This window comes from Pseudoalteromonas sp. SG41-2 (assembly GCF_014164535.1).
GTDB lineage: Bacteria > Pseudomonadota > Gammaproteobacteria > Enterobacterales > Alteromonadaceae > Pseudoalteromonas > Pseudoalteromonas rhizosphaerae.
Window position 1 is genome coordinate 38,494 of sequence record NZ_JACJFK010000031.1, and the last position, 11,924, is coordinate 50,417.

Annotated in this window: 12 protein-coding genes; 11 read left to right on the top strand and 1 reads right to left on the bottom strand. The window is 41.2% G+C overall.

Translation table 11 applies throughout. The annotated features are described in order from the left end of the window. Positions 1 to 509: 509 nt before the first annotated feature. From H5186_RS19620 to H5186_RS19630, 3 genes are all read left to right on the top strand, one after another. A complete protein-coding gene (locus H5186_RS19620; RefSeq protein ID WP_182719208.1) occupies positions 510 to 1,037 on the top strand; it encodes a hypothetical protein in 528 nt (175 codons plus the stop codon). Positions 1,038 to 1,121: 84 nt separating this feature from the next. Continuing rightward, on the top strand, positions 1,122 to 2,909 hold the full coding sequence (locus tag H5186_RS19625; protein ID WP_182719209.1) for a bifunctional diguanylate cyclase/phosphodiesterase: 1,788 nt from the start codon (positions 1,122 to 1,124) through the stop codon (positions 2,907 to 2,909). 81 nt (positions 2,910 to 2,990) lie between these two features. Then, positions 2,991 to 3,818 carry an ABC transporter substrate-binding protein gene (locus H5186_RS19630; protein WP_182719210.1) on the top strand — a complete coding sequence of 276 codons (828 nt, stop codon included), beginning with the start codon at positions 2,991 to 2,993 and terminating at the stop codon, positions 3,816 to 3,818. Between the two features lie 48 nt (positions 3,819 to 3,866). Here the strand turns inward: H5186_RS19630 and suhB are convergent, their stop codons facing one another. Then, positions 3,867 to 4,670 carry an inositol-1-monophosphatase gene (gene suhB, locus H5186_RS19635; protein ID WP_145236520.1) on the bottom strand — a complete coding sequence of 268 codons (804 nt, stop codon included), beginning with the start codon at positions 4,668 to 4,670 and terminating at the stop codon, positions 3,867 to 3,869. Positions 4,671 to 4,967: 297 nt separating this feature from the next. Between suhB and trmJ the strand changes: the two genes are divergently transcribed. The 8 genes from trmJ to fdx all read left to right on the top strand — a co-directional run bounded on the left by trmJ (position 4,968) and on the right by fdx (position 11,350). Beyond that, the gene (gene trmJ / locus H5186_RS19640) at positions 4,968 to 5,690 is read left to right on the top strand and encodes a tRNA (cytosine(32)/uridine(32)-2'-O)-methyltransferase TrmJ (protein WP_182794825.1); all 723 of its coding nucleotides are present in this window, start codon (positions 4,968 to 4,970) and stop codon (positions 5,688 to 5,690) included. 285 nt (positions 5,691 to 5,975) lie between these two features. After that, positions 5,976 to 6,467, top strand: coding sequence for a Fe-S cluster assembly transcriptional regulator IscR (gene iscR, locus H5186_RS19645; RefSeq protein WP_145236527.1), 492 nt, complete (start codon positions 5,976 to 5,978; stop codon positions 6,465 to 6,467). 23 nt (positions 6,468 to 6,490) lie between these two features. Continuing rightward, the gene (locus tag H5186_RS19650; protein ID WP_149980538.1) at positions 6,491 to 7,708 is read left to right on the top strand and encodes an IscS subfamily cysteine desulfurase; all 1,218 of its coding nucleotides are present in this window, start codon (positions 6,491 to 6,493) and stop codon (positions 7,706 to 7,708) included. Between the two features lie 40 nt (positions 7,709 to 7,748). Next, positions 7,749 to 8,132: a Fe-S cluster assembly scaffold IscU gene (iscU, locus tag H5186_RS19655; RefSeq protein ID WP_145236533.1), complete on the top strand. Its 384-nt coding sequence runs from the start codon at positions 7,749 to 7,751 to the stop codon at positions 8,130 to 8,132. Between the two features lie 10 nt (positions 8,133 to 8,142). Then, positions 8,143 to 8,466, top strand: coding sequence for an iron-sulfur cluster assembly protein IscA (gene iscA / locus H5186_RS19660; protein WP_145236536.1), 324 nt, complete (start codon positions 8,143 to 8,145; stop codon positions 8,464 to 8,466). Positions 8,467 to 8,558: 92 nt separating this feature from the next. After that, positions 8,559 to 9,086, top strand: a complete 528-nt coding sequence (hscB, locus tag H5186_RS19665; protein WP_182794826.1) for a co-chaperone HscB — start codon at positions 8,559 to 8,561, stop codon at positions 9,084 to 9,086. Positions 9,087 to 9,137: 51 nt separating this feature from the next. Next, the gene (gene hscA / locus H5186_RS19670) at positions 9,138 to 11,000 is read left to right on the top strand and encodes a Fe-S protein assembly chaperone HscA (protein WP_145236544.1); all 1,863 of its coding nucleotides are present in this window, start codon (positions 9,138 to 9,140) and stop codon (positions 10,998 to 11,000) included. An 11-nt stretch (positions 11,001 to 11,011) separates the two neighbouring features. Next, positions 11,012 to 11,350, top strand: coding sequence for an ISC system 2Fe-2S type ferredoxin (fdx, locus tag H5186_RS19675; protein ID WP_145236547.1), 339 nt, complete (start codon positions 11,012 to 11,014; stop codon positions 11,348 to 11,350). Positions 11,351 to 11,924: the final 574 nt, after the last annotated feature.

The following is an 11,924-nucleotide window of genomic DNA, read 5'->3' on the forward strand; positions in this document are numbered from 1 at the left end:
TAACTTGTAGGCGAGTGGCTTGCCACCGCGAAAGGTTTTTCACAACTCTATGTCTAACTGGTGAATTTAAAATTGCGCGAGGTACCTTGGTCAAGTAATTCCGCCTACGGGTTGGCATTGGTGTTTGGATTTGCGTAGTCGGGGCTTTATGCCGCGTGACTCAAATGTCTTCTCTTTGTGAAAAATATTTTAAGTTTTTCATTCACAAAGAGTTAAAGGAAGGTAATAGGGTTCGGCTTAACCTTACTTTCTCTGTGTTGCGCGAAGCGCCTCGGTGTCCTCTGTGGTGCAAATTGTTTAAATGATTAATTCACCACAGAGCTCACAGAGGAAGAGATTAAAGGGATAAAGTTAAAGGTGCTAGGGTTTTGGGAAGCCTGCGGGTTGGCATCGGTGTAAGGCTATATGTAAGCGGGGCTTTATCATAGCGAATTTTAATTATTGCTATTTATGAAATTAAATATTTCCTATAATAGTAATTATTGATTAAGTATTGATGTAACCAACTAATGTTAAAGCAACTTGTAGTCGCTAGTAGTCTAATTATTGTTAGCGGATGTGATGACAACGTTAAACCTAAGCAATCAAAGGCTGCTGTACAACCTTATCAATTAACAACACTTGAGCATTACCAGCATCAAGCTAACAACTTACTTCGCAGTATTAGAGTGCAAAAAGATGCGGCTAATTTAGAAACTCAATCTGCTGATTTAGTCGCGCTATCGCAGACTATCCTCAGTGACTTGATAGTTGATTATCCACAATGTGCTGAATACTTAAATGCGCTTATTGCTGTTGCTGATTTGCTCCCGTCATTGCCCCTAGAAGAAATTGAAAGTGGTTATCATAGCGATGGTAAGCTACCTAAGTTTGACGAGCCCATCTGTTATCACGGTAAGGATTTATTGGTTCATCCTGCGACTGTACAAGCGATTGCTCGTTCAGGATTTGTTGATCAACAAGCTTATGAATATGCGGAACTTGAGATTATTGAGGTAATTGCTCATTTTGATCAGGTTGAACAAGTATTAAAGTAAGTAGCTTAAACTCAATTGCCATAAAATTGTCATACCAGCTTGCTACTTTAACTGCCTCTTAATGAAGTAATGGGTTATTGATAAGTGAGTGCTCAGCTAAGTATATTAGACAATATATTGCGAAATAGTGAAATAACGACACTGTTTCAACCCATCTTTGATATCGCTGGGCAGCAAATATTAGGTTACGAAGCATTAAGTCGCGGTCCTAAAAATTGTGCATTAGAGATGCCAAATACGCTTTTTAGTGCTGCAATTGTGCACGATAAAATCTCAGAGCTTGAGTTGCTATGCCGTTCAAAAGCGATCGAAAATTTTGTAAGGTTAAAACTACAAGGCAAATTATTCTTAAATGTAAGCCCTAAAACCTTACTTGATCCCTGCCATCCGAAAGGCGAAACATTACACCTAATTAAGCAGTTTGGTTTGGCCGCTAATAGAGTGGTGATTGAAGTTACCGAACAAGAAAAGGTCGATGATGGCTTTTTATTGCTGAAAACAATTGCTCATTATCGCCAGCTCGGTTTTTCGATTGCCATCGATGATTTAGGTGCAGGCTACTCAGGATTAAAGCAATGGTCAGAATTATGTCCTGACTATGTGAAAATTGATCGTTATTTTATTGACCATTGTGATGAAAGCGTGGTTAAAAAAGAATTTTTAAAATCAATTATAGAGTTAGCGAAAGTTACCAAAACAGCCGTGATAGCAGAGGGCATAGAGCGGGTTGAAGAACTAAGTTTACTTGAAGGGCTAGGCATTGTGAATGCGCAAGGCTTTTTGCTGGAACGACCAAGTTTAAAGCCTAGTTTAGCGTTTGACTCAGCTCAATTACAGCAATTAAGTTTTACTCCACTTACCAATCAGTTTGAGCAATCAATGGCGATAGGTTGGCTAGCAATCGAACAAGCCTCCATCGACAGTCATACCCGTTGTAAAGATGCGCATAATATTTTTGAAAAAGATAAATCGATTATCAGTCTTGCGGTTGTAGACGAAAACTTACAGCCGATAGGCTTATTACACAAAGATCAACTGACAGAAGTATTTGCGGCTCCTTATGGCCATGCTTTATACGACAAACAACCGGTTACGGCACTAATGCATAAGCAACCCTTGGTAGTTGATGAAAATCAGCTACTTGATACTGTTAGTCAGCAAATTACCGAAAATGATTTTGATATTCGCCGTCATATTGTGATCACTCGCACTGAGCAGTACTTAGGGCTCGCGCCACTGCGGGATATTTTAAAACATATTACGGAAGAGAAAATTCGTCATGCTCAGCATGCTAATCCACTTACTATGCTGCCGGGGAATGTTGCAATTAACGAAGCAATTGAGCATAGATTAAGAGCCAAACACAGCTTTGCATTAGCCTATATTGATTTAAACCACTTTAAGCAGTTCAACGATTTATATGGTTACGCCAGTGGTGATAGCGTTATCAAATTATTGGCTGATGTCACCACCCAAGCTTGTAGTAATGTGCCCAGTTTTGTTGGTCATATTGGTGGCGATGATTTTATGGTGGTCTTTGATGGTGATGATGCGGCTACAGTATGTAACAACATAATAACTGAGTTTGAGCTGAAATCTCGTGCATTCTTTACGCCAGAGCATATTGCCAGTGGTGGTTATTGGGCAACTAATCGTGAAGGTGAAAAGCAATTTGTACCTTTACTTACTTTATCGATTGGCGTTGTTGAACCCGATCTAGAGCAGTGTACTAACAGCCATCAAATTGCTGCATTGGCAACAGATGCTAAAAAAGAAGCAAAACGTTATCGCCAAAGCTATCTATTTTTATGTAAACGACGTGGCCCTGCTTTGGCGGTTGTACGTTTAACTCCTGAGAAACAAGTCATATAAAATAACGTTAAGTAGGGCTGTTTTTCTTGAGTATTTATTGCTCAGCGTGTAGCTTTACTAAAACACTAGAAAATAATAATTATGACTAGGTATTTCTTTTCACTCATCTCGCTCTCGGTACTTATTGTTAGTACCGTATGCAGTGCTAAAACTGCAGCAAAAGAAACGGTCACAATCGCTCAAGAACCTCGAACATTATATAAACGAGATGCATACTTAAAAGAGTTACTGCAACGTGCGCTTGATGCTGCTAATTATTCAGCCCAGTTAGAATCTGTCGTGGTACATCCTCACCAACAGCGGGCGCTCATAGCCCTTGGCGATAATAGCGTTGACCTATATTGGAGTATGACCAGCCCAGAACGAGAAACCTTAGCAATACCGATAAAAGTGCCGTTATTTAAAGGTTATATTGGTAAGCGAGCCTTAGTAACTAGGCAGTCGTTTCTTAATCGCTTTGTTGATATCAAGAGCAAAGAGCAACTAAAAGGGTTTACTGCAATTCAAGGGCATGACTGGCCAGATACCAAAATATTGGCACATAATGATTTATCAGTACGGCCGTTTGCAAATTATCAAGCGATGTTTAATATCGTTTTGACCGGACGAGTTGATTACTTTCCTCGCTCCTTCATAGAAGTAAGCTCAGAGTTAAAAGAAGTTAATAAGCAAGCGCTGGTTATTGTTCCAAATTTATATATTAGCTACCCGAGTGCTTTTTATTACTTTGTGGCCAAACACAAGCCAGAACTGGCAAAAACGCTCAGCGATGGCTTAGCTATTATGCAAAAGAACGGTAGTTTTGATGAGCTATTTAACCAGTATTTTGGCGATGATTTAAAGGCCTTGCCATTTGATCCGCAGAACACTGTTGAGATCAAATTAGAGAACCCTTATTTTAATCATTAAAAAAGGAGCCTAGGCTCCTTTTAGTATCGATCTGAGTATAACTCGCTATTAGCGAAGTAACGCTTCAGTCAACACTGGGCGAATTTCACGGATCATCGCTTGTGTTAATTTCGGTGCGCCACAGATAATATTACCGCTGTGAGCGTAATTATTACCACCGGCAAAATCTACAACCATACCGCCAGCTTCTTTAACCATTAGTTCACCTGCAGCTGAGTTCCATGGTTTTAAACCAATTTCAAAGAAACCATCAACACGGCCAGCTGCCACGTATGCCATGTCTAGTGCAGAACAACCGGCACGGCGAATATCAGCAGTATGAACAAACAATGCTTTGAATGCTTCAGTATACGCATCCATATGGTGTTTGTTTTTGAACGGGAAACCAGTGGCAAGAACAGTACCAGAAAGAACGGTAGTTTTACTTACACGAAGACGTTTGCTATTTAGCTGTGCGCCTTGACCACGAGAAGCGGTGAAAAGCTCGCCACGAATTGGATCGTAGATAACAGCTTGGTCTAGACGACCTTTAACTTTAAGTGCGATAGAAACCGCGTAATGAGGGATGCCTTTGATGAAGTTTGTAGTGCCATCAATAGGATCAACAATCCATTGGTAATCTGCATCTTTACCTACGTGCTCACCTAGCTCTTCACCAACAATAGAGTGAGTAGGGTAAGATTGTAAAATAGTGTCGCGAATTACGGCTTCGGCTTCTTTATCAATATTCGTTACTAAATCATTAGTGCCTTTTTGTTGCACTTCAACTTTTGATAAATCTTCGCCAGCGCGAAGTAAAATTTTGCCTGCGTTACGCGCAGCGCGAACCGCAATGTTTAACATTGGATGCATGGTATTACCTTTGGGTTGTAAAAGAACGTGTATATATTTCTATATATTTCAGCCGGCGTATTCTAGCGATTTTTGACACAAAGTAAACAATAAACCCCAAAAATTTTTGAGTGTTTTTTGTACTGAGTTGAGTTGCAAGGTAAAAATTACAAGACAAAAGCCAGCATTGATCGTTGATACATAAAACTTCCCATATTTATTACCTAGAACCTAGAACCTAGAACCTAGAATCTTTGCTGCTTACAGCTTTTCTCTATGTTATAATTCGCGCAATTTTTTGGTATGAGTTAAACAGTAATGATCTTAGATGACATCCGCATTGTTTTAGTAAACACCTCGCATTCAGGTAACATCGGCTCAGCGGCGCGCGCGATGAAAACCATGGGCTTATCAAAACTGTATTTAGTTGATCCAGCGTGTGAAGTTGATAGCCACGCCAGCGCATTAGCGGCCGGTGCAACTGATGTGCTAGGTAATGCGGTGATAGTTGACACAGTTGCTGAAGCGATTGAAGGTTGTGCTCTAACTATTGGTACTAGCGCCCGTTCACGTACTTTATCGTGGCCTATGGTGGAACCACGTGAATGTGGTGAGAAGCTAGTTGCCGAAGCTGTTACTGGTCCTGTAGCATTAGTTTTTGGCCGCGAAAACAGTGGTTTAAGTAATGAAGAACTGCAACTGTGCAACTACCATGTGTGTATTCCGGCTAATCCTGAATACAGCTCGCTTAATTTAGCAATGGCTGTGCAGACCTTATGTTACGAAACGCGTATGGCATTTTTAAATCAACAACCAAAAGCCACGCCAGTAGATGATGCTGTGTATCCAAGCTCAAAACAAACCGAGTTATTTTACGAACACTTAGAACAAACCTTACTGGAAACAGGCTTTATTATTAAGCAGCATCCGGGCATGGTAATGACTAAGCTACGTCGTTTATTTAACCGTGCACGCCCAGAAGACGCAGAGCTAAATATCTTGCGCGGTATTTTAACCTCAATAAATAAGTCTACTAAATAAGCGAAAGTTATAAGACTATTTGCCGCTAATACTTGACTAAATTACTCAGGTAATTACAATGAACACAGTACTTGACTAAAACAGTCGGGTATTGAAGTTAATTGAGGGGCTAGGAAGATATAGGCACTAGGAATAGCTTGACTAGAATCGAGCTATATAAACTTTGTAGAACCTAGAACCTAGAACCTAGAACCTAGAACCTAGAACCTAGAACCTAGACTTTATTTAATACTTGACTATTTTACTCTGGTAATTAAAATTTGCACTCTTTAGTGCGGGGGCTCCATGAAGTTAACATCAAAAGGCAGGTATGCCGTCACAGCGATGCTGGATGTTGCGCTACATACAAATGTAGGGCCAGTTCCCCTTGCTGATATTTCAGAACGACAAGAAATTTCTTTGTCGTATCTAGAGCAGTTATTTGCCCGGTTACGTAAAAGTGGTTTAGTCAGCTCAGTGCGTGGACCTGGTGGTGGTTATTTACTCGGTCGAGAAACGCATGCAATTTCGGTTGGTGATGTGATCAACGCCGTTGATGAATCAATAGATGCAACCCGATGCCATGGTGCAACGGGCGGCTGTCAAAGCGGTATGCGGTGTTTAACTCACACCTTATGGTCTGATCTAAGTACCAGAATAGAAGACTTTTTAAACGGTATTACCCTTGCTGAATTGGTGGAAAAGTCAGATGTGAAGGAAGTTTCATCTCGCCAAGATAACAGCGTTAATAATGCACTCAAGCAATTGGAAAATATTCAAGTAAGCTGCCAACTATAAGTTGGCGTCCAGCGGAGAAAGAAATGAAGTTACCGATTTATTTAGATTACGCAGCAACCACGCCAGTTGACGAGCGTGTAGCAAAAGAAATGATGCAATGCCTAACAATGGATGGCAATTTTGGTAACCCTGCATCACGTTCACACCGTTTTGGTTGGCAAGCTGAAGAAGCGATTGATCAAGCTCGTACTGATATCGCAGATTTAATTAACGCAGACCCACGTGAAATCGTTTTCACTTCGGGTGCGACAGAATCAAACAACCTTGCAATTAAAGGCGCAGCACAGTTTTATAAAAAGAAAGGTAAGCACGTTATTACCGCTAAAACTGAGCATAAAGCAGTGATCGACACCTGTCGTGAGCTAGAGCGTCAAGGGTTTGAAGTAACCTATATGGACGTTGAAGAAAACGGCCTACTTGATTTACAAAAATTAGCCGACACAATGCGCGATGACACAGTGTTAGTGAGCATTATGCATGTAAACAACGAGCTAGGTGTAATTCAAGATATCGCGACTATTGGCGAAATGTGTCGCGAACGTAAAATCATGTTCCACGTTGATGCTGCACAAAGTGCCGGTAAAGTTTTAATCGACGTGCAACAGCTTAAAGTTGATTTTATGTCTTTCTCAGCGCACAAAGTATATGGCCCGAAAGGTATCGGTGCATTGTATGTTCGCCGTAAACCGCGTGCTCGTTTAGAAGCACAAATGCATGGTGGTGGTCATGAGCGTGGAATGCGCTCTGGTACGCTAGCGACTCACCAGTTGGTTGGTATGGGTGCTGCATTTAGAATTGCCAAACAAGATTTCGAAAAAGATCATGCTCACATCAGCGCGCTTCGTAAGCGTTTAATTGATGGCATTATGGCTGATATGGATGAAGTGTACTTTAACGGTACGCCGGACCAATCAGTACCAGGAATAATTAACATCAGCTTTAACTTTGTTGAAGGTGAGTCGTTATTGATGGCTGTTAAAGATATTGCTGTATCATCAGGTTCTGCCTGTACTTCAGCAAGTTTAGAGCCTTCTTATGTATTACGTGCGCTTGGCCGCAACGATGAATTAGCACACAGCTCAATTCGTTTTAGTATTGGTCGTTTTACCACCGAAGAAGAGATTGATTATACCGTCAATTTAATGAAAAACTCTATCGGTCGCTTACGTGAGATGTCTCCTCTTTGGGAAATGCATCAAGAGGGTGTTGATTTAGATTCAGTTGAATGGGCTCATCATTAATTGACGAGCACATCCACTAGCAGGTAATGAGGATAGAATTATGGCGTATAGTGATAAAGTAATCGATCATGTTGAAAACCCACGTAACGTAGGTGTATTAGACAAAAATGATCCATCAGTAGCAACGGGTATGGTTGGCGCACCAGCATGTGGTGACGTAATGAAGCTGCAAATTAAAGTATCAGCTGCAGGCATAATTGAAGATGCTAAATTTAAAACATACGGTTGTGGTAGCGCAATTGCTTCATCGTCACTTGTAACAGAGTGGGTTAAAGGCAAGACATTAGATGAAGCTGCAATGATCAAGAACACTGATATCAGTGCTGAGCTTGAATTGCCTCCAGTGAAAATTCACTGTTCAATTTTAGCTGAAGATGCAATTCAAGCAGCAATTGCAGATTACAAAAGTAAACAAGCGAAGTAAGAGATAAATCATGGCAGTGACATTGACAGAAGCGGCAGTAAACCGCGTAGAATCATTTTTAGCAAATCGCGGAAAAGGCTTAGGCCTGCGCGTAGGCATTAAAACGACGGGCTGTTCAGGTCTTGCATATGTTCTTGAGTTTGTTGACGAGTTATCTGAAGGCGACGAAGTATTTGAATCTAAAGGGGTTAAAGTAATCGTCGACGCTAAAAGCTTAGTTTATATTGATGGCACCGAGCTTGATTACACTAAAGAAGGTTTGAACGAAGGGTTTAAATTTATTAACCCAAATCAAGCTGATGAGTGTGGTTGTGGCGAAAGTTTCACAGTATAAACAATAAAGTGATTGTACTCTTAAGCCCTGCACCTGTAGGGCTTTGTTCTATCTGAATTTTAAGCCAATAGATTGTTGGCATGGTTGGAATTATGCGCTATTTTGAATTGTTTGCGATACCCGTTAATTACAATGTAGATTTGGCAAAAGTAACTAAGAATTACCTCGAACTCCAGCGTGCCGTTCACCCAGATCGCCATGCCAATGCCAGCAGCCGTGATAAGTTATTAGCCGTACAAAATACCGCAGAAATTAATGATGCCTTACAAATTTTAAAGCATCCGGTAAAACGCGCAGAATACATGCTGAGTGAATTGGGTGTTGATATTCGTGCCGAGCAGCAAACACTACAAGATCCACTGTTTTTAATGCAGCAAATGGAATTACGTGAAGAGCTTGAAGAGCTAAGCACAAGCGATGATCCAGACACAGCGATTGCTCAGTTCGAGAAGCAAATAAAACAACTAGACACTCAATACAGTGCGCAACTTGCTGAGCAATTGGCAAGTAATGACGAGCAGCAATGGCAGTTAGCCGCTGATAGCATTCGAAAATTAAAGTTCGTGTATAAATTACGAGATGAATTAGAGCGTATTGAAGACAGTTTATTCGACGATTAATTATCTAACTTACTGCACCATTGGTAAGTCAAACAAGAGTTAAAGATCATTATGGCATTATTGCAGATTGCTGAGCCGGGGCAGAGCGCGGCACCACATGAACATAAGTTAGCAATTGGTATTGACCTTGGTACTACCAACTCACTTGTTGCGACAGTACAAAGTGGCGAAGCCCGTACATTAACCGATGTTAATGGCGCAGCCATGTTACCGTCTGTTGTACGTTACGCCGCTGATGGTATAACAGTAGGCGAACTTGCCGCTCAAGCTGCAACACAAGATCCTGTAAATACTTTAATTTCAGTTAAACGTTTTTTAGGTAAAACTCAAGCTGAAATAGAGCAAAGCTACGGCCAATTACCGTATGATTTTTGTCAGCATGATGGCGCATTAGCGATTACCACCGCGGCTGGCAACATCAGCCCAATCACCGCATCAAGCGATATTTTAAAAGCATTAAAGCAACGCGCTGAAGAAAGCTTTGCAGGGCAAGATATTTTAGGTGCCGTGATCACAGTACCTGCTTATTTTGATGATGCACAGCGCCAAAGCACCAAAGATGCCGCAGAGCTTGCTGGTATTAATGTACTGCGTTTATTAAACGAGCCAACTGCAGCCGCAGTTGCTTATGGTTTAGATTCAGGCCAAGAAGGCATTATCGCAGTTTATGATTTAGGCGGCGGTACCTTTGATATTTCAATCTTGCGTTTAAACCAAGGTGTATTTGAAGTACTGGCAACCGGTGGTGATTCAAGCCTAGGTGGCGATGATTTTGACTCATTATTAGTGGATCATTTTAAACGTGAAACCGGTGTGATGACGCTATCTCCATCAGTATTACGCTTATTTATTAATAAAGCTAAAGCTTGTAAAGAAGCACTAAGCCAATATGCTAAAGTGAATGTTGGTCTTGAGTTTGATGATGAAAAATACACGGTTGAAGTCACTCGCGAAAAGTTTGAAGAACTAGCCATGGTGCTGGTGAAAAAAACACTCCGTTCGTGTCGCCGTGCAGTTAAAGATGCTGGCATTACAAATGACGAAGTACTGCAAGTAGTTATGGTCGGCGGCTCAACTCGTATGCCAATCGTACGCAACCAAGTCGCTGAATTTTTTAATAAAGAGCCGCTTACCTCTATTGATCCGGACCGCGTTGTTGCACTTGGTGCAGCATTACAAGCGGATGTGTTAGTGGGCAACAAGCCTGATTCAGACATGTTGTTACTTGATGTATTACCACTGTCGCTTGGCCTTGAGACTATGGGCGGCTTAGTGGAAAAGATTATTCCGCGTAATACCACTATACCTGTAGCACGAGCACAAGAGTTTACCACTTTTAAAGATGGTCAAACTGCAATGTCGCTGCATGTATTGCAAGGTGAACGAGAGCTAGTTGATGATTGCCGTTCATTGGCTAAATTTAGCTTAAAAGGTATTCCACCAATGGCAGCCGGTGCGGCGCATATTCGTGTGACCTTTAAAGTCGATGCCGATGGCTTACTTAGCGTATCTGCAATGGAAAAATCAACTGGCGTACAAGCTGAAATCCAGGTTAAACCATCGTTTGGTTTGTCAGATGACCAAGTAGCTAATATGCTTAAAGAGTCGATGACTAATGCCAAAGATGATATGCAAGCGCGTATGCTCAAAGAGCAACAAGTTGAAGCATTGCGTGTTATCGAAGCACTTTATGCATCATTAGCAACAGACAGTGCTTTACTTGCTGAACATGAATTAACTAACTTGAACGCTGAAATAGCGAAGCTAGTTACAGTTCGTGAGACAGCTACCGAGCCAAATCAAATAAAAGCAGCCATTGAGAAAGTTGATAACGCCAGCAGTAAATTTGCTGAGTTAAGAATGGATGCATCGATCAAAAAAGCACTGCAAGGGCAGTCAGTAGACAACGTTTAAAAGAGGTTAGAATGCCACAAATTATTTTTCTTCCCCATCCGGAATTATGTCCTGACGGCGCTGCAATTGATGCACCAAGTGGTGAAACAGTTCTTAATGTTGCACTTAAAAACGGTATCAGTATTCCACATGCTTGTGAAAAGTCATGTGCGTGTACCACTTGTCATTTAGTTATTCGTGAAGGTTTTGACTCACTTGACGAAAGCGACGAGCTTGAAGACGACATGCTAGATAAAGCATGGGGTTTAGAGCCTGAATCACGCCTAGGTTGCCAAGCAATAATCCGTGATGAAGACTTAATAGTTGAAATACCGAAGTACAATCTCAATATCGTTAATGAAGAGCATTGATTTAAAGCGCAGCTATAAGTTGTAAGCCTTAAGCTTTAAAGAAAACACCGCGCTCAATTTGAACGCGGTGTTTTTGTTTATAAAGATGGAAAATTGCGCGAGGTAAACTTGCGCCTACGGGTTTGGCATCAATGTTTGAATTTGCGTAGGCGCGGCTTTATGCCGCGCGGTTTAAAAATTCATGGCTAAAGCCATTTCCTAGATTGTAATAGCTGGTAGGAGCCGGATTTAGCCGCGAAAGATTTAAGTGATTTATTCACAAAGAGGTTAAGAGAGTGCTGTGCTTTAGAGATAAGTTAAGGGTATGTCTTCTCATTTACGCTCACGCGGCTACGGGTTTGGCATCAATGTTTGAATTTGCGTAGGCGCGGCTTTATGCCGCGCGGTTGTATTGAGATGTTAGATTTTAGGTGGAGCTAGTCTTTGCCTTTAACCTCGTACCTTTCACTTATCCCCCTGTGTCAGGATAGTTGTCGCCTCTAACTTTTAATAGAGGCAGATAAAAATGAGACGTCGATTTACACAAGAATTTAAAGTTCAAGCGGTTGAAAAAGCATTATCTCAATGTGATGAT

Bases quoted from the DNA above. Each gene is read 5' to 3' on its own strand.
- H5186_RS19620 (WP_182719208.1), top strand. From the start codon at position 510: ATGTTAAAGCAACTTGTAGTCGCTAGTAGTCTAATTATTGTTAGCGGA.
- iscA (WP_145236536.1), top strand. From the start codon at position 8,143: ATGGCAGTGACATTGACAGAAGCGGCAGTAAACCGCGTAGAATCATTT.
- iscU (WP_145236533.1), top strand. From the start codon at position 7,749: ATGGCGTATAGTGATAAAGTAATCGATCATGTTGAAAACCCACGTAAC.
- trmJ (WP_182794825.1), top strand. From the start codon at position 4,968: ATGATCTTAGATGACATCCGCATTGTTTTAGTAAACACCTCGCATTCA.
- iscR (WP_145236527.1), top strand. From the start codon at position 5,976: ATGAAGTTAACATCAAAAGGCAGGTATGCCGTCACAGCGATGCTGGAT.
- H5186_RS19630 (WP_182719210.1), top strand. From the start codon at position 2,991: ATGACTAGGTATTTCTTTTCACTCATCTCGCTCTCGGTACTTATTGTT.
- hscA (WP_145236544.1), top strand. From the start codon at position 9,138: ATGGCATTATTGCAGATTGCTGAGCCGGGGCAGAGCGCGGCACCACAT.
- suhB (WP_145236520.1), bottom strand. From the start codon at position 4,670: ATGCATCCAATGTTAAACATTGCGGTTCGCGCTGCGCGTAACGCAGGC.
- H5186_RS19650 (WP_149980538.1), top strand. From the start codon at position 6,491: ATGAAGTTACCGATTTATTTAGATTACGCAGCAACCACGCCAGTTGAC.
- fdx (WP_145236547.1), top strand. From the start codon at position 11,012: ATGCCACAAATTATTTTTCTTCCCCATCCGGAATTATGTCCTGACGGC.
- hscB (WP_182794826.1), top strand. From the start codon at position 8,559: ATGCGCTATTTTGAATTGTTTGCGATACCCGTTAATTACAATGTAGAT.